The organism is Methylobacterium sp. J-067 (genome assembly GCF_022829465.1).
GTDB classification, from domain to species: Bacteria; Pseudomonadota; Alphaproteobacteria; order Rhizobiales; family Beijerinckiaceae; genus Methylobacterium; species Methylobacterium litchii.
In genome coordinates this window covers 553,538-577,235 of record NZ_JAKSXZ010000146.1, presented here as the reverse complement: position 1 = coordinate 577,235, position 23,698 = coordinate 553,538, and the positions used below count along the sequence as shown (strand labels likewise).

At 71.2% G+C, this 23,698-nt stretch carries 22 protein-coding genes; 7 read left to right on the top strand and 15 right to left on the bottom strand.

Annotated features, from left to right (window positions below; all coding sequences use genetic code 11):
• Positions 1 to 115 precede the first annotated feature (115 nt).
• Together MKK52_RS26230 and MKK52_RS26225 are read left to right on the top strand one after the other, a co-directional pair.
• Complete coding sequence (locus MKK52_RS26230) at positions 116 to 718, top strand: cation transporter (protein ID WP_243959524.1); 603 nt, start codon at positions 116 to 118, stop codon at positions 716 to 718.
• A gap of 8 nt (positions 719 to 726) precedes the next feature.
• Positions 727 to 1,569, top strand: coding sequence for a metallophosphoesterase (locus MKK52_RS26225; RefSeq protein WP_243959522.1), 843 nt, complete (start codon positions 727 to 729; stop codon positions 1,567 to 1,569).
• A 38-nt stretch (positions 1,570 to 1,607) separates the two neighbouring features.
• On the opposite strand, the gene MKK52_RS26220 is transcribed toward MKK52_RS26225, so the two are convergent.
• The gene (locus MKK52_RS26220) at positions 1,608 to 3,053 is read right to left on the bottom strand and encodes a homospermidine synthase (protein WP_243959520.1); all 1,446 of its coding nucleotides are present in this window, start codon (positions 3,051 to 3,053) and stop codon (positions 1,608 to 1,610) included.
• A 586-nt stretch (positions 3,054 to 3,639) separates the two neighbouring features.
• Between MKK52_RS26220 and MKK52_RS26215 the strand changes: the two genes are divergently transcribed.
• Complete coding sequence (locus MKK52_RS26215; RefSeq protein WP_243959518.1) at positions 3,640 to 4,317, top strand: invasion associated locus B family protein; 678 nt, start codon at positions 3,640 to 3,642, stop codon at positions 4,315 to 4,317.
• 93 nt (positions 4,318 to 4,410) lie between these two features.
• On the top strand, positions 4,411 to 7,770 hold the full coding sequence (locus MKK52_RS26210; protein WP_279598027.1) for a hypothetical protein: 3,360 nt from the start codon (positions 4,411 to 4,413) through the stop codon (positions 7,768 to 7,770).
• 10 nt (positions 7,771 to 7,780) lie between these two features.
• Here MKK52_RS26210 and MKK52_RS26205 read toward each other — a convergent pair whose 3' ends face one another.
• From MKK52_RS26205 to MKK52_RS26180, 6 genes are all read right to left on the bottom strand, one after another.
• Positions 7,781 to 9,217: a TadE/TadG family type IV pilus assembly protein gene (locus MKK52_RS26205; RefSeq protein ID WP_243959514.1), complete on the bottom strand. Its 1,437-nt coding sequence runs from the start codon at positions 9,215 to 9,217 to the stop codon at positions 7,781 to 7,783.
• The gene (locus MKK52_RS26200; protein WP_243959511.1) at positions 9,202 to 9,948 is read right to left on the bottom strand and encodes a TadE/TadG family type IV pilus assembly protein; all 747 of its coding nucleotides are present in this window, start codon (positions 9,946 to 9,948) and stop codon (positions 9,202 to 9,204) included. Before MKK52_RS26200 ends, MKK52_RS26205 begins: the two co-directional genes overlap by 16 nt.
• Positions 9,948 to 10,493 (bottom strand): TadE/TadG family type IV pilus assembly protein, encoded by a 546-nt coding sequence (locus tag MKK52_RS26195; protein WP_243959510.1) that lies wholly within the window; start codon positions 10,491 to 10,493, stop codon positions 9,948 to 9,950. Before MKK52_RS26195 ends, MKK52_RS26200 begins: the two co-directional genes overlap by 1 nt.
• Before the next feature lie 108 nt (positions 10,494 to 10,601).
• Positions 10,602 to 11,324, bottom strand: coding sequence for a flagellar type III secretion system pore protein FliP (fliP, locus tag MKK52_RS26190; protein ID WP_243959508.1), 723 nt, complete (start codon positions 11,322 to 11,324; stop codon positions 10,602 to 10,604).
• Positions 11,324 to 12,382 carry a lysylphosphatidylglycerol synthase domain-containing protein gene (locus tag MKK52_RS26185; RefSeq protein ID WP_243959506.1) on the bottom strand — a complete coding sequence of 353 codons (1,059 nt, stop codon included), beginning with the start codon at positions 12,380 to 12,382 and terminating at the stop codon, positions 11,324 to 11,326. Before MKK52_RS26185 ends, fliP begins: the two co-directional genes overlap by 1 nt.
• A 26-nt stretch (positions 12,383 to 12,408) precedes the next feature.
• Positions 12,409 to 12,819, bottom strand: a complete 411-nt coding sequence (locus tag MKK52_RS26180) for a hypothetical protein (RefSeq protein ID WP_243959504.1) — start codon at positions 12,817 to 12,819, stop codon at positions 12,409 to 12,411.
• A 177-nt stretch (positions 12,820 to 12,996) separates the two neighbouring features.
• Here MKK52_RS26180 and MKK52_RS26175 point away from each other — a divergent pair, with 177 nt between their 5' ends.
• Together MKK52_RS26175 and MKK52_RS26170 are read left to right on the top strand one after the other, a co-directional pair.
• Positions 12,997 to 14,313 carry a capsule biosynthesis protein gene (locus MKK52_RS26175; RefSeq protein WP_243959502.1) on the top strand — a complete coding sequence of 439 codons (1,317 nt, stop codon included), beginning with the start codon at positions 12,997 to 12,999 and terminating at the stop codon, positions 14,311 to 14,313.
• A gap of 83 nt (positions 14,314 to 14,396) precedes the next feature.
• Positions 14,397 to 14,681, top strand: a complete 285-nt coding sequence (locus tag MKK52_RS26170) for a hypothetical protein (protein ID WP_243959786.1) — start codon at positions 14,397 to 14,399, stop codon at positions 14,679 to 14,681.
• Between the two features lie 10 nt (positions 14,682 to 14,691).
• Here the strand turns inward: MKK52_RS26170 and MKK52_RS26165 are convergent, their stop codons facing one another.
• The 8 genes from MKK52_RS26165 to MKK52_RS27040 form a co-directional block, all read right to left on the bottom strand.
• Entirely contained in the window at positions 14,692 to 16,053 is a 1,362-nt protein-coding gene (locus MKK52_RS26165) for a sigma-54 interaction domain-containing protein (RefSeq protein ID WP_243959500.1), read from the bottom strand.
• A gap of 89 nt (positions 16,054 to 16,142) precedes the next feature.
• Positions 16,143 to 16,475, bottom strand: coding sequence for a flagellar motor switch protein FliN (gene fliN / locus MKK52_RS26160; protein ID WP_243959498.1), 333 nt, complete (start codon positions 16,473 to 16,475; stop codon positions 16,143 to 16,145).
• Positions 16,476 to 16,487: 12 nt separating this feature from the next.
• Positions 16,488 to 17,093: a FliH/SctL family protein gene (locus MKK52_RS26155; RefSeq protein ID WP_243959496.1), complete on the bottom strand. Its 606-nt coding sequence runs from the start codon at positions 17,091 to 17,093 to the stop codon at positions 16,488 to 16,490.
• Positions 17,090 to 18,133, bottom strand: a complete 1,044-nt coding sequence (locus tag MKK52_RS26150; RefSeq protein WP_243959494.1) for a flagellar motor switch protein FliG — start codon at positions 18,131 to 18,133, stop codon at positions 17,090 to 17,092. The genes MKK52_RS26155 and MKK52_RS26150 overlap by 4 nt, the downstream gene beginning before the upstream one ends.
• 17 nt (positions 18,134 to 18,150) lie before the next feature.
• On the bottom strand, positions 18,151 to 19,806 hold the full coding sequence (gene fliF / locus MKK52_RS26145) for a flagellar basal-body MS-ring/collar protein FliF (protein WP_243959492.1): 1,656 nt from the start codon (positions 19,804 to 19,806) through the stop codon (positions 18,151 to 18,153).
• Positions 19,807 to 20,010: 204 nt separating this feature from the next.
• A complete protein-coding gene (locus tag MKK52_RS26140; protein WP_238204121.1) occupies positions 20,011 to 20,286 on the bottom strand; it encodes a DUF1153 domain-containing protein in 276 nt (91 codons plus the stop codon).
• A gap of 91 nt (positions 20,287 to 20,377) precedes the next feature.
• A complete protein-coding gene (locus MKK52_RS26135) occupies positions 20,378 to 21,067 on the bottom strand; it encodes a flagellar hook assembly protein FlgD (RefSeq protein WP_243959490.1) in 690 nt (229 codons plus the stop codon).
• Positions 21,068 to 21,080: 13 nt separating this feature from the next.
• Positions 21,081 to 22,298, bottom strand: coding sequence for a flagellar hook-length control protein FliK (locus MKK52_RS27040; RefSeq protein ID WP_279598026.1), 1,218 nt, complete (start codon positions 22,296 to 22,298; stop codon positions 21,081 to 21,083).
• Positions 22,299 to 22,540: 242 nt separating this feature from the next.
• On the opposite strand from MKK52_RS27040, the gene mnmA reads away from it, so the two are divergent.
• The gene (gene mnmA, locus MKK52_RS26120) at positions 22,541 to 23,692 is read left to right on the top strand and encodes a tRNA 2-thiouridine(34) synthase MnmA (protein WP_243959488.1); all 1,152 of its coding nucleotides are present in this window, start codon (positions 22,541 to 22,543) and stop codon (positions 23,690 to 23,692) included.
• The last annotated feature ends 6 nt before the right edge of the window (positions 23,693 to 23,698 follow it).

Genomic DNA, 23,698 nt, shown 5'->3' with positions numbered 1-23,698 from the left:
GGACCAAGGCGCAACTTTCTTGACCCGTCCGCAGACTTTTCTGACGGCCGGCGCCTCGACAGGAGGGCCGCGCCGGGACAAGAGGCGGGCCGCATCCCTCCCGCCCGGAACCCGGATGAGTCTCGATCCCGCCGCCACCCCGCCCGCCGCCCTGCGCCCGGTCGTGGCGCGCGTGGCCGCGCTGAACGGGGCCTGCTTCTTCGTGGAGATCGCGGTGGCGCTCGCCATCGCCTCCGTCGCCCTGGTGATGGACAGCCTCGACTTTCTCGAAGACGCGGCGATCAACCTGCTGATCCTCGCCGGCCTCGGCTGGAGCGCCCGCAACCGGGCGCGGCTCGGCACCGGCCTCGCATTCCTGCTGATCCTGCCAGCGCTGGCCGGGGCCTATGCCGCCTGGGACAAGTTCTCGGATTTCACGCCGCCCGCGCCGCTGCCGCTGATGCTCACCGGGCTCGGGGCCTTCACGGTGAACCTCGCCTGCGCGACGATGCTCGCCAAGCACCGCGCGGGGTCCGGCAGCCTCACCCGCGCCGCCTACCTCTCGGCCCGCAACGACACGGTGGCCAACCTCGCCGTGGTCGCGGCGGGGCTGACGACGGTGTTCGTGCCCTCTCCCTGGCCGGACCTCGTCGCGGCCGGGCTGATCGCGATCCTCAATGCCGATTCGGCCATCGACATCCTCCGCGCCGCCGCCGCCGAGCGGCGCGCCGCCGGGTGAGACCTCCCATGCGCATCTTTCCGCTCTCCGACCTGCATCTCGAACGGCGGCGCCTCGACCTGATCGCGCCGCCAACGCGCGACTTCGACGTGCTCGCCTGCGCGGGGGACCTGTACGAGGGCCATCCCGAGCGGGGGCTCGCGGCGCTGCTGCACCTCGCGCAGGGGCGGCCGGTGGTGCTGGTGCCGGGCAACCACGAGCATTACGCGCCGACCGGCGACGCCCGCACGGCGCCGGAACTGCTCGCCGCCCTGGTCGCGGAGGTGGAGCACCTGAACACCCTCGGCGCCGGGATCCACCTTCTCCGGGAGGGGCAATCGGTGGAGATCGACGGCGTGCGCTTTCTCGGCACGACCCTGTGGAGCGATTGGCGCCTCGCCGGCCGCTGGCTGCCGCCCGATGCCCCCGACCGCCCGGCGGACCCGGCCGCCTACGCCGCCGCGCGGATGACCGACCCGGTGACGGGCTCGCGGGAATATCGCGGTTCGATCAAGCGGGCGGACGGCCACGCGTGGCAACCCGCCGACGCGATGGCCGCGCACCTGACAGAGCGCGAGGGGCTGCTCGCGGCGCTCGCCGTGCCGCACGGGGGCAGGACGGTGGTCATCACCCACCACCCGGCGAGCCCGCTCGCGGCCGACCGGTTCCGGGATGCCCCCGGCGTGCCCTGGTGGGTGCCGGCCTTCTACGCGACGACGCTGCTCGATGATTTAGCCGACGAAGCAAGGCCCGATCTGTGGGTCTCGGGCCATTTCCACGCCGGGCACGACATGCGGATCGGCCGCTGCCGCTGGGTCGCCAACCCCGTCGAGGGGGCGACCTACCGGGCGGATTTCGTGGTCGAAATCTGAGCGGGCGGGCCGGCGCCGGCGCACCGGCCCGCAATCCTTCAGCGATGCACCAGCACGTTGCGGAACTGCCAGGGATCGCTGGTGTCGATATCCTCCGGGAACAGGCCCGGGCGGTCGGTGAGCGGGGTCCAGTCGGTGTACACGCCGACGACCGGGCCGAGATACGGCGTCTGCACTTCCAGGCAGCGGCGGAAGTCGATCTCGTCGGCCTCCACGATGCCGGCCTCGGGGTTCTCGATCGCCCAGACCATGCCGGCCAGCACGGCGCTCGTCACCTGAAGGCCGGTGGCGTTCTGGTAGGGGGCGATGCGGCGGGTCTCCTCGATGGAGAGCTGCGAGCCGTACCAATAGGCGTTCTTGGCGTGGCCGTAGACCAGCACGCCGAGTTCATCGATGCCGTCGACGATCTCGGTCTCGTCGAGGATGTGGTGCTTCTCCTGCACCGTGCCGGCATTGCCCCACATCTCGTGCAGCGACAGCACCGCGTCGTCGGCCGGGTGGTAGGCGTAGTGGCAGGTCGGGCGGAACACCGCCTTCTCGCCCTCGCGCACCGTGTAGTAGTCGGCGATAGAGATCGCCTCGTTGTGGGTCACGAGGAAGCCGAACTGCGCGCCGGCGGTGGGCACCCAGGTGCGGACACGGGTGTCGGCGCCGGGCTGGAGCAGGTAGATCGCGCAGCGCGACCCCTTCTCCTGCTCGCGGGCGTTCTCCGGCATCCAGGTCTCGTTCGTACCCCACCCAAGCTCGGCCGGCTGGTTGCCCTCGGAGACGAAGCCCTCGACCGACCACGTGTTGACGAAGACGCCGCGCGGCTTCGGGTTCTTGGCCCGCTGCGTGTCGCGCTCGGCGATGTGGACGCCCTTCACGCCGAGGGTGTGCATCAGCGCCGCCCACTCCTCCCGGCTCTTCGGCTCGGGATCGGTGACGCCGGTGTCCTTGGCGATGTTGAGCAGCGCCTGCTTCACGAACCACGAGACCATGCCCGGGTTGGCGCCGCAGCAGGACACGGCGGTCGGCCCGCCCGGCTTCTGCGCGCGGGCGTCGAGGATGTCCTGGCGGAGCGCGTAGTTGGTGCGGTCGCCCTGGCTGCGGGTCTTGTCGAAGTAGAAGCCCGGCCACGGCTCGGCGACGGTGTCGACGTAGAGCGCGCCGAGTTCCCGGCACAGCTCCATGATGGCGCGGGAGGAGGTGTCCACCGACAGGTTCACGCAGAAGCCCCGGCCGCCGCCCTCGGTGAGGAGCGGGGTGAGCACGTCCCGGTAGTTCTCGGGGGTGAGCGCGACGGTCTCGAAGCGCAGCCCGTGCTTTTCGGCGAGCGCCTTGTGGGTGTCGACCGGGTCGATCACCGTGAAGCGGGCCTTGTCGTACTCGAAATGGCGCTCGATCAGCGGGAGCGTCCCGCGCCCGATCGACCCGAAGCCGATCATTACGATGGGGCCGCTGATGCGGCCGTGGATCGGCCAGCGCGTGGGCGCGTCGGTCATGCTGGAATCCTCGTCTGGTGGGCGGCGCGGACGCCGCGACTTCGCACGGGCGGCGGTAGGCCGCGCAGGTGACAGTTCAGCGACGGTCGGGCCACCGGGCCGCCATCGCGATCATCCCGCTCCATGGCGTCTCGCCCCGGCAGGGTCAACCGCCCCGCGCGCGGACAAACCTTGACGCTTGGTTAAGGTGTTCCGCATCTCGTCATGTGTTGCACGCATGCCTCGGCGGCATTCCCGCCCATGGATTGCTAAAATGGGGAGGCTCATATTGCGCTGCAGCAGACGGGAAAAGCCGTCGCGGAAACGTCCGAGCCTTTCGACATGGAGTCGTCAATGCTCGCTCTCATCGCCTCTCGCGTCCCGTCCCCGGTCCAGGAATCCGCCGTCGGGGATCCCGGTTTTCTCACCCTGGCCATCGCCTTGGTGCGCGCGATCCGTCGCGAAAGCGCCGCCGCTTTGAACCGCCATTGCGATCTCATCGCCCGCGCTGGCGGTCCGCTTCCTCTCTGAGCAGGCCGATTGCGTAAGCCCCGGTGAGGCGTTAGGCGCCTTCGCGTCCGATTCGCGTTCCGGGGGAACCGTCTTCATGCCGCCGATCCGTCTGCCTGTCCGCCGCGCGGCCCTGCTCGTCGCGGTGCTGCTCAGCGCCACGGCCGCCAGGGCGCAGGACGCCGACCCGGCCGCCGAGAGCCCGCCCGCCGCCGGATCGGCTGCGGCGCCCAAGGCGCGGCCGAAGCCCAAGCCTGCCCCGAAGCCCGCCGCCAAGCCGGCTCCGACGCCGGCGGCGGCGACCCCCGCCGCGCCCGTCGCGGCCTGGCCCACGGGGGCGACGACCGTCAGCGAGAGCTACGGCGACTGGACGGTCTCCTGCGTGCGCCCGGACGCCAAGGTGACGTGTATCGTGGTCCAGTCCCAGGGTGATTCGAAGACTGGCCGGCGCCAGTTCGGCTTCGAGCTCAGCGTACCCAAGGACGGCCGTTCCGAGGGCGTGATCCTGATGCCGTTCGGCATGGCGATCGAGCCCGGCGTGACGTTCAAGCTCGACGAGCAGGCGCTGGGCAAGGGCGCGCCCTACTCCACCTGCACGAGCGATGGCTGCCTCGTGCCGATCAGCTTCCCGACGCTCGCGACGGACGGGATGCGCAACGCCAAGAGCCTCACCATCGCCGCCCAGAAATCCGGCAACAACGAGCCCGCCACCATCGTGGTGCCGCTGGTGGGCTTCCCGCAGGCGTTCGACCGGGCGGTCGCCCTCAGCGGTTAAGCCGCTATTAGCCGTGCTCGTGCAGGGTCCATCCCATGGCGTCGAGGCGTGGCGGCTTTCGCCCCCGCGCCGGGATCGGATCATTAGCAAGCGATGGCGACGGTGCGCGGGCGAAACCGGACAGGACGCGGCCTTCGCGCCCGATCCGTTCCGCTCGTGGCCGCGCTCCTCGCGCCCACGCTGTTCTGGGCCGCCGGGCTCGATCCGGCGCTCGCCGCCCGGCTCGTCTCGGCCAAGGGGTCCGACACGGACGGCTACGGCCGCCTCGTCCTCACCTTCGACAAGCCCGTCACCGTCAAGGCGACGGTCTCCGGCGGCATCCTGATCCTCGGCTACGGCGAGCGCGCCACAGCGGGGCCGGAGCGGCTCTCCGAGGAACTCGCGGGCTACGTCGCCGCCGTCCGCCGTGATCCCGACGGGACCGGCCTGCGCCTCGCCCTTCAGAAGCCGGTGCGGGCCAACGTCCAGCTCGCGGGCGAGCGCGTCTTCGTGGATCTCCTCCCTGAGAGCTGGAAGGGCCTGCCGCCCGCCCTGCCGCAGGACGTCGTGGCCGACCTCGCCCGCCGGGCGCGGGCCGCCGAGGAGGCGCTGCAGGCGCGCGCGCCCGTTCCGCCGCCGAAGGCGCTCGGCCTCGACCTCGCCCACCTGCCGACGCTCACGCGATTCTCCCTGCGCCTGCCCGAGGGCGTCTCGGCGACCCTGACGACGGAGGGCGCGGCCACGCGCCTGCGCGTCGCGGGCCGCTACACCATCGATGCGGGGGCCGTGCGCGGCCGCCCGAGGCCGGGCGTCGCCGCCCTGGCCACCGACGCCGACGAAGGCTCGGCGAGCGTGATCGTCACCCCCGCCGAGGGCTATGCCGTCCGGGGCGAGCGCGAGGACGGGCTCTACACGATCGACGTGGCCCGCAAAGTGGTCGTGCCGCCCAAGACCACGGAGGTCGCGGTGCCGGAGGGGCCCGCGCCCGCGCCGAAGGACGCGCCCGCCCCGAAGGAGGCCGCCGCCGGCCCGGCGCCCGCGAAGCCGGCCTTGCCGAAGCCCGCGCCCGTCGCCGAGGCGGTGCCGACGAAGCCCGCCGGCTCCGGCCTCGTCTTCCCCTTCGCCCGCCTGCCGGCGGCGGCGCTGTTCGAGCGCGGCGGCATCGCCTTCCTCGCCTTCGAGACGACCGACCCCGTCTCCGTGCCGCCCCCCGGCGCCACGGGCCTGCGGGCCCTCGGCGAGCCCCTGCGCTCCGGCCCGCTCACCGTCCTGCGCTTCGAGATCCCGGCGGGGAAGCTCCTCGACCTCGGCGCCGTCGTGAGCGCGGGCGGACCCGCCTGGGAACTCTCGGCGGGGGACGGCCTCAACCCGAGCGCCAGCCTCGATCCCGTCCGCCGCCCGAGCCCGTCCGGGCAGGTGGCGGTTTCCGTGCCGCTGCCCCGCGCGGGCGCCGCCGGGTGGCTCGACCTCGACGGCGAGCGGATCGCGGTGGTGCCGTCCTCGGCGCTGGACGCGGTCGGCAACCCCAAGAACCGCCGCTTCGTGGATTTCGAGATCCTGCCGAGCCGCCACGGCCTCGCGGTGCTGGCGGCGGCGGACGACCTCGCCGTGCGGCCCGACCTCGACGGGGTGCTCATCGCCCGCGAGGGGGGGCTCGCCACCTCCAACGCCCCGAAGAGGCCGGAGACGGTGCTCGATCAGGCCGGCACCTCCACCATCGACCGGGGGGCCTGGGAGAAGGTCCGCCTCGGCAACGTGCGCGAGACCCTGCGCGGCCTCCTCATGGACGCGGCGATGGGCCCCGTCATCGAGCGCGGCCCCGCCCGCATGGCGCTGGCCCGCGCCTCCTTCGCCAACGGCCTGGACGTGGAGGCCCTGACCGCCCTGGAGGCCGCCGCCGCCGACGATCCGCTCGTGGCCGACATGCGCGACACCGCGATGCTGCGCGGCATCATCCTGGAGCATATCGGCCGGCACGCGGAGGCGATGAAGGCGCTCTCCGTGCCGCTGCTGACCGCCGACCCGGAGGCCGCCCTGTGGCGGGCCATGGCGGCGGCGGGGCTGGGCGACTGGACGAGCGCCGAATCGGGATTCCAGAAGGTGCTGTCGCTCGCCGAGCGCTACCCCGCCGACATGGCCTCGGAGATCCGGGCCACGGCGGCCGAGGCGGCGATCGAGACCGGCGATGCCGAGACCGCCGCCGCCCGCGCCGTCGAGGGGCGGGACCTGCACCCGCTGGTGCGCGACCGGCTCGCCCTGGTGCGGGCGCGGGCCGCCGAGACGACGGGGCAGGATGCGGCTGCCCTGGAGGCCTACGCCAAGCTCGCCGACAAGGCCGAGCGGCCCGTCGCCACCGCCGCGGCCCTGCGCGGCGCGCTCCTCGCCCGCGCCATGGGCAAGATCGACGTGCCCGCCGCCATCGACAAGCTGGAACGCCTCGCGCTCCTCTGGCACGGCGGCCCCCTCGAAGAAGCCATCAATGCCGGCCTTGCCCGGCTCTACCTCGCGGATGGGCGCTGGCGCCCTGCTTTCGCCGCCGTGCGCCGGGCCAACATGCTGGCCCCGGCCTCGTCGCTGTCGCGCTCCCTCACCTCCGAGGCGCAGGGCGCGTTCGAGGACCTCTATCTCGCGGGCAAGGGCGATTCGCTCCCCGGCGTCGCGGCGGTGGCCCTGTATTTCGACTTCAAGGAACTCGCCCCCATCGGCCGGCGCGGCGACGCGGTGGTCCGCCGCCTCGCGGACAGGCTGGTGGGGCTCGACCTCCTCGATTCGGCCGCCGACCTTCTGCAATACCAGGTCGACAACCGGCTCAGCGGCCCGGCGCGCTCGGCCGTGGCGGCGAAGCTCGCCACCGTCCTGCTCATGGACGGCAAGCCGATGCGGGCGCTCACGGCGATCGAGAAGACCGACATGCCGGAACTGCCGGTGGACCTGCGCCGGGCGCGGTCCCTGGTGCGGGCGCGGGCGCTCTCAGACCTCACCCGCACCGACCTCGCCCTCGAAGCCATCGAGGACGAGACCGGGCCGGACGTGGCGCGACTGCGCGCCGACATCCTGTGGAGCGCCCGGCGCTGGCGCGAGGCGGGCGAGGCGCACGAGGCGCTGCTCGGCGAGGCCTGGCGCGCGGGCGGCCCCCTCGACGAGGGCGCGCGGGGCGATTGCATTCGCGCGGCCATCGCCTACGACCTCGCGGGCGAACGGCTCGGCCTGGAACGGCTGAAGGCAAAGTTCTCCGGGCCGATGGCGCTGGGACCGGATGCGCGGACCTTCGCGCTCCTCACCAGCGACGGGGCGACCCGCACCCAGGGCTTCCGCAGCATCGCCGCGCGGGCGACCAAGGCCGAGACCCTGTCGGCCTTCCTCACGGAATACCGCAAGCGCTACCCCGAGGCCGCCGTGCCGGATCGCGGCACCCCGACGGCCGAGAGCAGCCAGACCCGCGCCGACACCCCGGCCGCACCGCCGCCGGGGTGAGGCGCCGGCCTCACTTGATGATGCGCGCCACCTTCAGCGCCTGGGTGAACATCTGGTCGAGGGCGGTGTTGATGTCGTCCGGCGTGTTGGCCGTGTAGAAATAGCCCGTCGTGGCGCAGGCTTGCAGCGGCGTCGCCAGGGTCGGGCTGAAGCCGTTGACCCGGCCGTTCTCCCACGCGACCGTGCCGCCGTGATCGACATACGAGATCTGGTTGTACGGGATATAGAGGACCGAGATCGTCGCCCCGGCGTTCTTGAGCGCCGCGCACGTGTTCGGGTCGATCTGCGACGGCTGCGAGCCGTCCCACCACGCCGCATTGTAGCCTGAGAACTTCGATGGGTTGCCGGGATAGGTGTACTTGCCGTTCCACGTGAAGAAGTGCTGGCCGTTCTGCATCCCGTCCGTGACCAGGAACACGAACGGTTTCGGCTTGGCGGCGGTCGAGCCGTCGCCGTAGACCGCGACGGTCGATTGCATCTGCGGCATCGCCACCTCGAAATGCGTGCCCCCCGACCCCGTCCCGGTGCTCGGGTCGTTGTTGGTGTAGAGCTGCGTCGAGCCGGTATCGAGGAGGTTGGTGAAGGCGAGCGGCCAGGTCTGGCTGCATTGCGCCGCCGTGGAGAGGCTCGCGATGCTGCTCGTCAGCCCGGCCAGCGTGCCGAGCTGGTTGATGAACGGATAGAGGCCCACCCGGTACTGGTTCGGCACGAGGGGCGCCGCCGCCCGCTTGAGCAGGTTGCACACCGCGTTGTTCACCGCATCGGAGCGCAACTGGATCTTGCCGGCCGCCAGCGTCCAGCCATTGTTGCCGGGGAAGTGGCAGGCGAACTGGCAGCCCTGCTTGTAGTCCGAGTACATGTCGTTGTTCTGGGCGGCGAGCTGGGCCATGCCCGTCGTGGTCGAGGGCAGGCCCATCGAGCCCGACACGTCGACCATCAGGTAGAAGTCGAGGTAGCTCGGCAGGTCCACCGAGGCCTGGATCGTGTTGCCCAGCGTCGTCGTCGGCGTGCGGAACAGCTTGCCGAAGTTGTTCTGGATCGTGGCCGCGTACTGGATCGTCGATTTGAGCGTCTGGCCGTTGCGCGTCACCGTGTTCGTCGTCAGGCTTACGGTGGTGTAGGGCACCTTGCCGGCGTTGACGTTGAACGAGTTGATCGCCTGCTGCTGCCCCGCCGCGATGGCGTTCTGGTTGAGGTTGGCGTCGGTGGGGTTGGCCGCGATATAGGCCTTCGCCGTCACCACGCCGGCCAGGGCGGCGGCGTCGGCGGCGGCGTTGAGCTTCGTCTTGGTGGTGATGGCCATGCCGTAATCCACCCCGAGGCCCATCAGGCCCAGAAGCGGGATCAGGCTCAGCCCGAACATGATGCTGATGTTGCCCTCGCGGGCACGCGGGAGCGCGGCACCCCGGCCGGCGAGCCGGCTCACGCTGGTCAATAGCCTGGACATTTGGTGGCGATGCCGTCGCTGTTGATGGTGTCGTAGTTGATCAGGGACGCGTAGCGGGGCTGCACGTAGGCGCTCCGGGCGATCTTGATCGCGGGAAAGAACTTGGAGCCCAGCGTCGGCGTGAAGTTGAACACCACGTCGATCACGATGAGCGTGGCCGGGCCGAAGACCGAGCGCGGCAGGGCGGTGCGGCTCGGCGCCGCCGTGTTGTCGGCGGGCAGCTGCGGCGTGGAGCAGGGCCGGTAATTCGCCCCGTAGGGCTGGGCCGTGCCGGTGCTCGTCCAGACCACGTTGGCCGTGTAGCAGGCGCTCTGGTCGGTCGGGTCGTTGCAGGTGGCGTTGCCCTTGACGAAGGCGATGCTCGCATAGTTGATCGAGATGTCGCCCCACCACGACAGGTTCTGCCGCTTGGCGTCGTTCAGCAGGTAGGGGAAGATCACCATCGCCGCGTCGAAGCTGAAATGCAGGTCGAGGGCGTTGACGGTCGCGGTCGTCGTGGAATTGTCCGACGGCGGCTTGGCCTGGGAGACCATCTGGCTGATCGAGCGCGCCACCTGCCCGACCTTGCGGCTGGCGTTGATGTAGATGACCACCTGTGTGCCCGTGAGCAGCAGGATCAGCAGGATCGGCAGGATCACCGCGAACTCGATCGCCGCGACCCCGCGCTCCGCGCCGAGGAAGCGGCGGATCGGGCGGCCCAGGGCCGCCGGGAGGGCGCGTGCGGGCCGCATCAATACTGCTCGTTGCGGAACGCCGCCGTCGCGATCGCGAGGTAGGCGGCCTGCCCGTTGAAGGTGGCGCCGCCGCTCAGGATGGAGGCGAAGCCGGAGGGCAGGAAGGTGATCGGGTAGATCACCTGCAGGTACTGGTAGTCGCCCTGTTTCCCGAGGTTGAACGTCCCCATGCCCGGCGTCAGGGCGGGGATCGTCAACCCGCTCGTGTCGGACTTCACGTAGGTGTAGTAGCCCCCCGGCTGCGAGGCTTCGGTGACCGTGTACAGGTTCACGATCAGGTTCGCGCACGTGATGCCCGGCGGCAGCCGGCCGCACAGGCTCTGCGTGAAGGTGCTGGCGGTGACGGAATTGGCCTGCGCCGCGCCGGTGAGGATGTCGCGGGCGGCCGCGTTCGTCGCGTAGTCGATGGCCTGGGTGATATACAGGATCGCGCCGACCAGCATGACGAACAGCGTCGTCATGATGAACAGCGTCCCGACGAGGGCGAATTCAACAGCCGCCGCACCCCGCCGGTCGCCGAGAAAATTTCGGAGCCTGACCATGGGCGGATTTAAGCCGCGACAGCTTAAATCAGAGATAATTGGATTGCCGATCCCCACACACGTTAGCGGGAGAAGCGCTCAAGCCCGGATGCCGGGCGTCGGTAACCTTTAGTTTCCGTAACTCTGAACGAGCGAGCCGGCCACCAGCCCCCAGCCGTCCACGAGGACGAAGAAGATCAGCTTGAAGGGCAGGGCGACGGTGGCGGGGGGCACCATCATCATGCCCACCGCCATCAGCACCGAGGCGACGACGAGGTCGATGATCAGGAAGGGGATGAACAGCAGGAAGCCGATCTCGAAGGCGCGCCGCAACTCGGAGATCATGAAGGCGGGGGTCACGATCTCCAGCCCGACATCCTCCGGCCCCTTGGGCACGGGGGCCTTGGCGAGGTCGAGGAACAACTTGAGGTCCTTCTCGCGGACGTTCTTCAGCATGAAGGCCTTGAACGGTCCCGAGGCGCGCTCGAAGGCCTGCGCCTGGGTGATCCGCCCCGCGACCAGGGGCTCGATGCCGGCCGTGTAGGCCTCCCGGCCGGTGGGGGCCATGACGAAGGCGGTGAGGAACAGGGCGAGGCTGATGATCACCGCCGTGGGCGGGGCGGTCTGGGTGCCGAGCGCCGAGCGCAGGATCGAGAGCACCACGACGATGCGGGTGAAGGCGGTGGCCATCACCAGCACCGAGGGCGCCACCGCCAGCACGGTGATGAGCGCCACGAGCTGCAGGGCGCGCTCGGTCGTGCCCCCCGCGCCGAGATCGACGGTGAGGCTCTGGGCCGCCGCTGGTCCGGCGAGGAGCAGCAGCCCGGCAAGGGCGGTCAGGAGACGGGTCATCACGGCGTCGCGGCCGGGCCGATGCCGGTTCTCCGCGCCTCAAGGTTCTGCCACACCAGCAGGGCCGGAAGGCCCAGCACCACATCCGGCACGCGCTTGGCCAGCGACAGGGCGATTGCCGTCCCGCCGTCGATCCCGAACAGCCCGCAGACCAGCACGAAGCCGCCCTCCTGCACCCCGAGCCCGCTCGGCACGAGGAACGCGACCGCCTTGATCGCCTGCCCCAGGGCCTCGATCACCACCACCTCCGTCAGGCCGAACGGATGGTCGCCGATGCATGCGAGCACGATGGCGACCTCGGCGACGCCGAACAGCCACGCCAGGGCGTGCAGGCCGAAGGATTGGGCGAGACGGCCGCGCCGGCCCTTGCCCCACACGGCATCCAGGGCGCCCTGCACCTGCGGCCGGGGCTCCGGCTGCACCTCGGCCTCGCGCACGAAGCGGCGGCCGAGGGCGGCAATCCTCTCTTCGAGCACCCGCACGAGGCCGGTGCGCTGGAGGGCGAAGAACCCGCCGAGCAGCAGGGCCGCGACGCCGAGCGACCGGAGGGTCCAGCCCGCCAGCTCCGCCGCCTCCGGGCTCGGGACCCGGCTGAGGAACGCGGCGCCGAGCCCGGCGAACAGGGCGAGGGTGCCGACTTGGAACATCATGTCCGCCAGCACCGAGGCCGCCGCCAGGGCGCCGGGCACCCCCCAGAAGGTGAGGAGCCGCGCGCCGAGCACGTCGCCGCCCACCGAGGCCACCGGCAGGAGCACGTTGATGCCCTCGCGCACGAAGCGCAGGATGAGGCAGGCGCCGGCCGGGGCGGGGACGAGCCCGTCGAGGAGCCGCGCCCAGGCGAGGCCGCAGACGAGGATCGCCACCACCCGCGCCAGCACGACGCCCGCGAGGCCGAGGAAGCCGATCTTTCCGAAGGCCGTGGCCACGGCGGTGAGGTCGTTCGTCGCCACGAGCCACGCGGCGAGACCCAGCCCGACGAGCGTGCCGGCGAGCGGCAGCCGCCGCAGCACCGCGCGCCCGATGCGAGCCCGGTGCGACCGGTTCGAAGCGAAATCCAAGGGCGGGGCGTCCTCGCCGGGGCGTCTCAGGGAGAGCGGGGCGAGTCGTTCCCCGCGCCGCCAGTATCCGCGCCAGCGGCTAGACCGGCAATGGGGCCGAATTCGGGGAGCAGGGCGGCGCGGGCCCCCGCGACGCCGTCCGCCGGATCGAGGAGCAGCACCCGGCCCTCCGCGAGACTCGCCCCCGTCGCCACCGCCACCGCCCGCTTGGGGCAGGGGCCGAGGCAGCCGGATTCGATCACGCAGAGCTTGCGCCGCTTGCCCTTGCTCCCCGGAGCCGGGGCGAGGTCCGCGTGGGCCTCCTTCAGGAGCGTGCGGATCGCCTTGGCCGGCAGGCCCTGCCGCTTGGCGCATTTGGCGCACACCACGACGAGGCCGCCGAACTTGGATTTCGCGCTGCGAGGCTTTGTGGCGCTGGAACGTAATTCAATCGTCATCGGGTGCGACCATCGCAGGAAGGGGCGGACAGCGGTAGGCGCCGCGATGCGGCGCAGCAACGCGGCCGGGTGGTGCCTTAAAAAGGGCCGAAAAGAACGGGATTCCGGAGCGGCGCACGGCCGTCCTCGGCCGGCTTTCCCGCAAGGGAACCGGCGCAGATCAGGAACAGCGAGCGGATGAGCTTGGACGACGTCAAGGAGGACCAGCGCGAGGGCGAACTCGTCACGCTGATCCAGCCGACGATGACCGACCTTCGCCGCGAGGCGGAGACGATCCGGCCCATCCCCGAGAAGCGCGGGAAGCTGGCGCTGCTGCGCTCGGCCTCCACCCGGCTCGACTGGCGGCGCCTGCCGGGCCTGCGCCCGTCGCGGCCGGACGCCGAGGAGGCCAGCTATGCCGGCATGCTCATGCGCCGGGTCGGCCTGTTCGTGCTGCTGCCGACGGCGGTGGTCGCCATCTACATGTTCGGCATCGCCTCGGACCAGTACACCGCCACGGCCCAGTTCGCGGTGCGCGGCAACGTCGAGCCGATGGAGCACGCCAGCCTCGGCCAGTTCACGGCGCTGATCCAGAAGCACAACAGCCAGGACGGCTACATCGTCCGCGACTACATCCAGAGCCAGGCCATGGTCGAGGAGCTGGAGAAGAGCATCCATATCTCGAAGATGTACTCCCGGCCGGAAGCGGATTTCTGGGTACGGTACGACCCGCGCGATCCGATCGAGCAGCTGACGAAATACTGGCACAAGCAGACCAGCGCGGAGATCGACGCCATCTCTGGCGTGATCCGCCTGAACGTGCGCGCCTTCACCCCGGAGGACGCCGTCACCATCGCCCGCGAGGTGGTGACCCGCGCCGAGGTGCTGATCAACGACATCTCGAAGCGCGCCCAGGCCGACATGGTCGCCCAGGCGAAGTCGGACGCCACCGCCGCCGAGGAACGCCTGCGCAAGGCGCACCTCGCCATCCAGAGCTTCCGCAACCAGTGGGGCCTGATCGACCCGGTGAAGACCGCCGAGGGCACGCTGACGACGCTGACCCTCCTGCGCAAGGAGAAGATCAAGCTCGACAGCGACCTCCAGGTCCTGCGCTCCTCGAACCTCGACGAGCGGTCGCGCTCGATCCAGACGCTCGCGGCCCAGTCCAACGCCCTCGATCAGCAGATGACGACCCTGCAGAACGAGATGACGAGCAGCGGCTCGGCGGACGGCCGGCAGAACCTCACCGAGGCGCTCCTCGCCTACGAGGGGCTGCTGGTGGAGCGCAGCATCGCCGAGAAGCTCGAGGAATCCGCGCACACGCTCTACGACAAGGCGCGGATCTCAGCCTCGAAGCAGCAGATCTTCCTGGCGACCTTCGAACGCCCCGTCCTGCCGACGGAATCGCTGTATCCCGAGCGGGGGCACACCGTCTTCGTGATGCTGTTCTGCTTCACGGTGCTGTGGAGTTCGTTCACCCTGGTCAAGGCAGGCATCAGGGATCAGCGAAGCTGATCGGGCCGGAAGCGGATACCGTTTTCGCGCCGGCTGATTTAGAGCAGGCGGCCATGGCCGCCTCGTCCCCCACCTCCCCACCGATGTCGGATTTCTCGGCCCTCGTTGCGAAGGCGATCAATCCCTCCATGTCGCGCGAGCAGCGGGAGGAGGTCTATGCCCGGGTGCGCGAGGCCGTCCTGAAGCTCCAGGAGCGCGACGGGCTCGACCCGTCCGATCCCCGCGCCGCCTATCGCCGCCACCTCGTGGAAGAGACGATCCGCGACATCGAGATCGACGTCGCGCGCTACGAATCGATGCGCAAGCTGGACGAGGCCTTCGCCGCCCAGGCGAAGGAGCACAAGGCGCAATCCTCCGGGCGGCGGTAGGCCCCGGCCCTCAGCCGATCGCCGCGCTCGCCCGCGCCTGACCGGGCTCGGCCACGTCGAGGCCCGAGGCCACGTACTCGTTGAGCTTGTTGCGCAGGGTGCGGATCGAGATCCCGAGGATCTTGGCCGCATGGGTGCGGTTGCCGAGGCAATGGTCCAGGGTGTCGAGGATCAGGTCGCACTCGACCTGCGCCACGGTGCGCCCCACGAGGCCCCGCGTCACCGCCTCGGCCGCCTGGGCGGCCCGGGCCGCCGGCCCCTCCGGCGCCAGGGTGTCGCCCTCCGGGGTGAGCAGCGCCTCGGGCCCGATCTCCGGGCCGTTGGCCAGCAGCACCGCCCGGTGCAGCGTGTTCTCCAACTCGCGCACGTTGCCGCGCCACGGGTTCTTCAGCATCAGCGATTGCGCCTGCACCGAGAGCGGGCGCATCGGCAGGCCGTTCGACTCGGCGTAGCGCCGGGCGAAATGCGCGGCGAGTTCGAGGATGTCGCCGGGCCGCTCGCGCAGCGGCGGCAGGCGCAGGGAGACGACGTTCAGCCGGTAGAGCAGGTCTTCGCGGAACGTGCCCTTGCGGACCTCCTCCGCGAGGTTGCGGTTCGAGGTGGCGAGCACCCGGATGTCGACCTTCACCGACGCGGTGCCGCCGACCCGGTCGATCACCCGCTCCTGCAGCGCCCGCAGCAGCTTGGCCTGCAGCCGCACGTCCATCTCGGAGATCTCGTCGAGGAGCAGGGTGCCGCCATGGGCCTCCTCGAACCGGCCGATGCGCCGGGCGATGGCTCCGGTGAAGGCGCCCTTCTCGTGGCCGAACAATTCCGATTCCAGCAGGGCTTCGGGAATCGCGGCGCAGTTCACCGAGACGAAGGGCTTGGCCGCCCGGTTCGACTTGGCGTGCAGGTAGCGGGCGAGCACCTCCTTGCCGGTGCCGCTCTCGCCGGTGATCAGCACGGAGGCCTCCGCGCGGGCGACCTGCTCGGCCAGCCGCACCACCCGCTCCATCGCCCCGTCGCGCCACACGAACGGGCTGCGGTCGGCGGCCACCGCCTCCAGCACCGCCGCGATCATCTCCGGGTCCGGCGGCAGGGGGATGTATTCCCGCGCCCCCGCCCGGATCGCCGCCACCGCCGCGTTGGCATCCGCCGAGACGCCGCAGGCGACGACCGGCGTGCGGATGCGCTCGGCCTCCAGGGCGCCGATCAGCCCGGCGATGGGCTGGCCGACATCGACCATCACGAGGTCCGCGCCCTTGGCCCGCAGGACGTTGAGGCCCTGCGGCACGCCGTCGGCCTGCGTCACGGACGCGCCGCGCGACATGGCGATCTTCGAGGCGGTGATGAGCTCGCCGTTGAGCCGGCCGATCATCAGGAGCCGCATGGGCCTGTTCCTTTCACCAACTGATCTGCGGGGTCAGGCAGGGCGCCGCCCTGCACCCGCCGGAGGGCCCGCCCTCCGGCCACCCCGGTTCATTCGCCCTTGACGATCTCGGTCATCGTCACGCCGAGCCGGTCCTCGACGAGGACCACCTCGCCGCGGGCGACCAAGCGGTTGTTCACGTAGACGTCGATGGCCTCGCCGACCTTGCGGTCGAGTTCGAGCACCGTGCCGGGGCCGAGGCGCAGCAGGTCGCCGATGGGCATCCGCGCGGCGCCGAGCACCGCCGAGACCATCACCGGCACGTCGAACAATTGTTCGAGGTCGGCGGCGGACTTCGGCGTGGTCGGCGCGTCGCGGATCGATTCCGGGGCGAAATCGCCGTCGTTGTCGCCGAGCTGGGGCAGGCTGAAATCGTCGGACATGCGTCCTCCGCGTCAGGAGAAGGAGGGGAGGCCGAGGGCCTCCGCGACGGCGGCCTCGATGCGGGCGCGCTCGCGCACGACGCCGCCGTCGGCCCATTCGATCCGGGCATCGCCCGGCAGGGTCTCGGGGTCGCCCAGCACCACGAGGCGCCCCTCGAAGCCGCGCTCGCGGGCGAGGCGCTTCACCAGGGTCTCGGCCTCGTCCACGAGGCTGTCATGGACCCGCACCACGAGGTGGGGCACCCCGCGCAGGTGCTGCAGGGCGGTGCGGGCCGCCTCGCCGATGCCGATCAGCGGCTGCGCGTCGAGGGCGTCCCCCGCGACCTTGCGGGCGATGAGCATGGCAAGTTCCACGGCCTGCGCCTCGCGCTCGGCCTCCCGCGCGTCGGCGGAGGCCAGGAGCCCGGCGGCCGAGAGGGCGAGCCGGGTCATCGCGTCGGAGAGGCGGGCCTGAGCCTGCCCCTCGGCCTGGAGGCGGCCTTCCTGCACCCCACGCGCGAAGCCCGATTGCTCGGCCTGCACAGCCTCCTCCGCGGCGCGCATGGCCTCGGCGCTCGGCTGGGGCCGGCGGAAGTCGGTGTCGAACAGGAAGGGCGTCGTCCGGCGCGCGGGGCTCAATAGACCAACTCCTCCTCGGCGCTGTTCTTGGCGATCATGATCTCGCCCTTCTCGGCGAGGTCCTTGGCCGTCTCGGTCATCTTGGCCTGGGCCTCATCGACCTCCTTGAGGCGCACGGGGCCCAGCGCCTGCATCTCGTCCGTCAGGTTCTTGGCGGCGCGGGTCGACATCTGCGCCAGGAAGAAGGCCCGCGTGCGCTCGTTGGCACCCTTCAGGGCGCGGCACAGGGTGTCGTTGTCGATCTTGCGCAGCAGGGTCTGCACGCTGCCCGGATCGAGCTTCAGCAGATCCTCGAAGGTGAACATCAACTCGCGGATGCGCTTGGCCGAGCCGCGGTTCGCCTGGTCGAGGGCGGCGAGGAAGCGGCCCTCGGTCTGCCGGTCGAAGGCGTTGAACACGTCCGCCATCATCTCGTGGGCGTCGCGCCGCTGGGTCTGGGCGATGGTCGAGACGAACTCGACGCGCAGCGTCTCCTCGATGTGGCGCAGGGCCTCCTTCTGCACGGTCTCCATGCGCAACATCCGGTTGAGCACGTCGATGGCGAAATCCTCGGGCAGGATGGTGAGGACCTTGGCGGCGTAATCCGCCCGCACCCGCGAGAGCACCACCGCGACGGTCTGCGGGTATTCGTTGCGCAGGAACGAGGCCAGGATCTCGGGATCGACCTGGGCGATGGACGCCCAGACGCGCTTGCCCGAGGCGCCCTTGATCTCCGCCATGATCAGCGAGACCTGCTCGGACGGGAAGATCTTGAGCAGCAGCGCCTCGGTGCGCTCGAAGTTCGAGGAGATGCCGCCGCTGTTGCCGAGCTTCGTGACGAACTCGATGATCAGCTTCTCGACGGTCTGCACCTCAAGGGCGCCGAGCTGCACCATCGCGGCGCTGACCTTCTTGACCTCCTCCTCCTCGAGGGCCTGCCAGATCGGCGCGCCCTCCTCGTCGCCGAGCATCAGCAGCAGCGCGGCCGCCCGCTGGGGGCCGTCGAGCCGCACCAATTCCCCGCCGCCAGTCTTCTCGGGATTGCCGATACCCGCCGCCATCGCTCGACCTCAGCTCCTCAATCCTCGTGGATCCACGAGCGCAGCACCTCGACCGTCTCGGCCGGGCTCGCGCGCACCATGTCCACCACGCGTTGCACCGTTTCGGCCTGCACTTGGCCGTTGATCTTGGCGAATTCCATCAGCCGGGCGGTGGGGTTGTCGCGTTCCACCATCGTCACCGCGCCGCCGCCGCCGTTCCCGGTGGTCACGGTGATCGTCGCGCCGGGGGGCAGGCCCTCGATCAGCCCGCCGGCCGCGCCGGCCGCCACCTCGGCGGGGGGCGCCAGCACCTGCCGCACCAGCGGGCGCACCACCGTCATCAGCACGATCAGCGTCAGGATCGTGAGCACGCCGAGTTCGCCCAGGCGCATCACGTCCTCGCGGGAGGGCGAGAGCAGCGACTGGATCAGCGACGGGTCTTCGAATTGCGGGGTCCCGGCGGGGCCTTCCGCGAAGCGCAGGTTCACCACCTCGATCTGGTCGCCGCGCCCCTTGTCGAAGCCGACCGCGCTGCGCACCAGGGCGGCGATGCGCTCGATCTCGGCGGGCTGGCGCGGGCTGTAGGTGGCCTTGCCGTCCGGCCCGACGGCGTAGACGCCGTCCACCACCACCGCCACCGAGAGCCGCTTGAGCCGGCCGCCCTCGGCCACCTCCGTCTTGGTGACGCGGGAGATTTCGTAGTTCGTCGTCTCCTCGTTCTTGTTGGTGGCGTCCTTCTGGGCGGCGGGCTTGTCGCCGCCGTTGGCACCCGGCAACTCGTTGCCGACGGAGGTCGTCCCGCCCTCGGGGCCGCCGGTCAGGGAGGATTCCGTCCGCGTCTGGGAGGAGCGCACCACCCGGCTTTCCGGGTCGAAGGTCTCGGAGCGGCTCTCGATCCGGTTGAGGTCGAGTTCGGCGTTCACCTGCACCCGCGCCCGGCCGGGGCCGACGATGCCGGCCACCACGTCCTCGATCTGCGAGCGCAGGCGCTTCTCCAGGACGAGCTGCCGGTCCTCCATGGCCGCCGCGCCCTCCTGGTCGGCGCCGCGTGCGCCGTCGGCGAGGAGCCGGCCGCGCTCGTCCACGATGGAGACCCGGTCGGGCCGCAGCCCCTCGACCGCCGAGGCGACGAGGTGGCGCACCGCCCGCACCTGACCCGGATCGAGGTCGCCCATCAGCTTGAGCACGATCGCCGCCGAGGGCGTCTCGCGGTCGCGCTCGAACAGGCGGCGCTCGGGCAGGACGAGGTGGACGCGGGCCGCCTGGACCCGGCCGATGGCGCGGATCGAGCGGGCGAGCTCCCCTTCGAGCGCCCGCAGGTGGTTCACGTTCTGCACGAAGTTCGTGGAGGAGAACGCGTCGCCCTTGTCGAAGATCTCGTAGCCGACGCCGGCCTGGGTCGGCAGCCCCTTGCCGGCGAGGTCCATGCGCAGGCGCGGCAGGTCGGCGCGCGGGGCCAGGATGGTCTGGCCGGTGTCGCCCTTGGTCTCGTAGCGGATGCCGCGGGCGTCGAGGTCGCGGATCACGGCGGCCGAATCCTGCATCGACAGGTCGGAGAACAGCACGCCCATGTCGGGGCGCGAGACGCGCAGGATGATGAACGCGAAGAAGCCGATGAGCGTCAGCGTCACGGCCGCCATCGCGGCGAGCCGGGCCGGGCCGAGCTTCGTAACGAGATCGATGATCGGCTTCACGGATGGGACGCTCGGGACGCGGGCGGCCCCGGATCGGGACCACTCGGCAGAAATTGCCCGGCTTGTGGTTAGCGACCCGTTAAGATCCGTGCGGGATGTCCGGACGTGCGAAAGCCGCGCCGGGGGTGATCCGGGCGCGGCTCCAGGCCGAGGCGGTCGTGGGGGTGGACGGCTGCCGGGACCGGCGGGCACGTCCGGCCGCCATCAGTGCCGGTAGTGCTGGATGCGCGTGGTGCGCAGGCCAGCGAGGCCGTGCTGGTCGATGGAGAACTGCCAGCTGAGGAATTCCTCGGTGGTCAGCGTGTAACGCTTGCAGGCCTCCTCCAGGCTGAGGAGACCGCCGCGCACGGCGGCCACGACCTCCGCCTTCCGGCGGATCACCCAACGCCGGGTGGTCGGCGGAGGCAGGTCCGCGATGGTCAGGGGACTGCCGTCGGGCCCGATCACGTATTTCACTCTCGGGCGGTGGGGTTCGGTCATGATACGCTCTACACTCGACTAACCCGTCGAGGGATGAAGCTACTTGCGCCCACCTAAGAGATGGTGAAGCGGATCGCTTGGATGTGATTCGTTACGAGCCGCTTGTGGACAACCCGATCAACTGGACGCTGGACAGGGGAACCTTCTGCGATCCCACCAGCAGCATCGGCGTGGTGCCGCTGAGATCGACTTCCGTCACCGTGCCGGTCACGCTCGTATCCACGGCGACGTTGGCGCCCGTGGTGTCCTGCGCCGCGATCTTGATGGAATAGGTGCCGTCCGGCGCCGTGAGGCCCGCCGAGGTCTTGCCGTTCCACGTGAAGGCCTGGCTGCCGGCGGTGAGTGCGGTGGTCTGCGTGGCGACCACGTTCCCCTTGGCATCGCTGATGGTGATGGCGGCCTTCGGCGCTGCGCGGGCGGGGTCGAGGGTCCAGGTGGCGGTGCTGTCCTGCAGCTGGGCCGAGGTGCCGTCCGTGGTGACGGTCTTGCCGATATAGCTCGTGGCCGTGGCCGTGCTCGCCGTCTTCGAGGCGGTGAGGATGCTGTCGAGCCGGTCGTTCGTCTTCAACTGCTGCTCGACGCCCGCGAACTGCACCAGCTGCTGCGTGAACTGGTTGGTGTCCATCGGGTCGAGGGGGTTCTGGTTCTTGAGCTGCGTGGTGAGCAGGGTCAGGAACTGGGTGAAGTTGTTGGCGATGCCGGTGGCGTCGCTCGTGCTGGTCGACGAGCTCGACGTGGACGTGGTGGTGCTGTTGACGAGACTGGAGATGCCGGAGGTCATGGGGGTCGTCTCCTCAGATTCGGATGTCGAGGCCGCCGTAGCCGCGCAGCATGCGCAGGGGCACGGCCTCGGTGGGCATGTCGGTTCGGTCGGCCGACCAGGGGCTGGCCTGACGGCCGTCGCCGCCGGGCTGGCCGTTGGACTGCCCGCCCGCGTTGCCGCCGTCGCCGCGCAGGGAGACGTTCACCCCGCCCGCGCTGGGGTCGAGCCCCGCCTGGGTCAGGGCCTGCTGCAACTGGCCGGCGTCGCGCTGGAGGAGGGCGAGGGTGTCGGGCCGGTCCACGACGAGGTGGGTCGCCACGGTGCCCTTGGCCTTGTCGATCTCGAGCTTCACGTCGATCCGCCCGAGCTCGACGGGATCGAGGCGGATCTGGAACTCGCTGGAGCCGGCGAGCGAGCGCAGGCCGATGGTCATCGGCACCTGCCCGAGGGGCACGGGGGCCGGCGTCGGCGCGGGCGCCTGGGCGGGCTGCGTCGCCGTCGCCGGGGCGCTGGACGCGGTCTGCGTGACGCCCTGGGTCGCGGCGGCGGCCTGCGGCGCGGTCGTGGCGGGCGCGTCGGCCTGGGCCGCGCCGGTTTCGCCGAGGAGGGCGAGGAAGTCCTTGCCGTCGGCGCCCTTGCCGTCCGTGGGCGCGGCGGCCTCGCCCGTCCCGGAGGCCTCGACGGCGCCGGGCACGGATGCGGCGGCGCTCGCCACGGCGGCGGCCTCCCCCGTGGCCGTCGCGACGGCCTGGGCCTGGGCGGTCGGGGACGGCGCCGCCGGATTTGGCGGGATCGGGATCAGCACCGGATTCGGCGTGGGCGTCGCCGCCGCAGCCTCCTCCTTGGCCACGCTGTCGGTCGTGGCGGCAGCGGCCTTCGCCGGCTTGGCCCCGGTCTCCGGGGTCGCGTCGGCATCGGCCGCCTTGCCGTCGCCCGCGTCCTGCTTGGCCGGGGCCTTGTCGCGGAGGGGCTTGTTGTCGTCGGAACGGGCCGCGCGGGGCGAGTCGTCGGCGGACGAACGGGCCTTGGCCGTCTCGCGGGTGTCGGCGGACTTGTCGTTCCGGCGGGCGGCGGCGCGGTCCTGGCTCCGGGTGTCCTCGGCCTTGCGCGGGATCGCGGCCTCCGGCTTGGCGAGCATGGCGTCGAACCGCGACGACTGTGAGTCGGCCGCGCGCCACGCCGGCTCGGCCCTCTGGCCTTGCGAGCGCCACGCCTTCGTCTCCACCCGATCCGTCCCGCCCAATGCCATGCACCTGCCTCCTCCCTGCCGAGCGAGCAAGGGCCGAGCCACGGCCGGAAATCTGTTAAACCATTGAAAAGCTGGGATAATGCCGCGAGAGCGCCCCGGCGTTGAAGCGCCCGCGACGGCGGAACCTGCCGTCCGGCCGGCAGGATCTGCCGGGTGGCGGTTTTCACACGCGCCCGCACCCGCTATAGACGGGGCCGGCGGACCGGCAGCCTCGGGCGCAAGGCCGCCTGACGCGGCCCGAGATGAACACCCTCGACCTTCCGAACCCTCCCCACGAGACGCGCGTCGTCGTCGCCATGTCAGGCGGCGTGGATTCGAGCGTCGTCGCCGGCCTGCTCAAGCGGCAGGGGTTCGATGTGGTGGGCGTCACCCTGCAGCTCTACGACCACGGCGCGGCGACCCATCGCCGGGGCGCCTGCTGCGCGGGGCAGGACATCAACGACGCCCGCGCGGCGGCCGACCATCTCGGCATTCCCCATTACGTCCTCGATTACGAGGACCGCTTCCGCGACGCGGTGATCGACAAGTTCGCCGAGAGCTACCTCGCGGGCGAGACACCGATCCCCTGCGTCGAGTGCAACCGCACGGTGAAGTTCCGCGACCTCCTCGGGCTGGCCAAGGAACTCGGCGCCGACGCGCTGGCCACCGGCCATTACGTGGCGAGCCGCCCCCTGCCCGGCGGCGGGCGGGCGCTGCACCGGGCGATGGACCCGGCCCGCGACCAGAGCTACTTCCTCTACGCGACGACGGCCGAGCAGCTCGCCTTCCTGCGCTTCCCGCTGGGGGAGATGGGCAAGGACGAGACGCGGGCGCTGGCCCGCGACCTCGGGCTCGCCATCTCCGAGAAGCCGGACAGCCAGGACATCTGCTTCGTCCCGCAGGGCCGCTACAGCGACGTGATCGCGCGCCTGCGCCCGGACGCCGCCCGCCCCGGCGAGATCGTGGACCTGTCCGGCCGGGCGCTCGGGCGCCACGAGGGCATCCTGCATTACACGGTGGGCCAGCGCCGGGGGCTCGGCCTCTCGGGGCGCGAACCGCTCTACGTCGTGCGGCTGGAAGCCGAGACCGCCCGCGTGGTCGTCGGCCCCCGCGCGGCGCTGGCCACCAGCCGCATCCGGCTCACCGAAGTGAACTGGCTCGGTGACGGCGACCGTGAGGCGGTGCGCGATCTCCCCGTGGCGGTGCGGGTGCGCTCCACCCGTCCGCCCCGGCCGGCGCTCCTCACCCTCGACGAGGCGGGCGCGGAGATCGTCCTCGCGGAAGCCGAGGACGGCGTCTCCCCCGGCCAGGCCTGCGTCATCTACGACGACGACGATTCCCGTGCGCGGGTGCTCGGCGGCGGCACCATTCGCCGCGTCGATGCGTTCTCGGCCAAGCCGCTGGAAGCGGCCTAGCTTCTC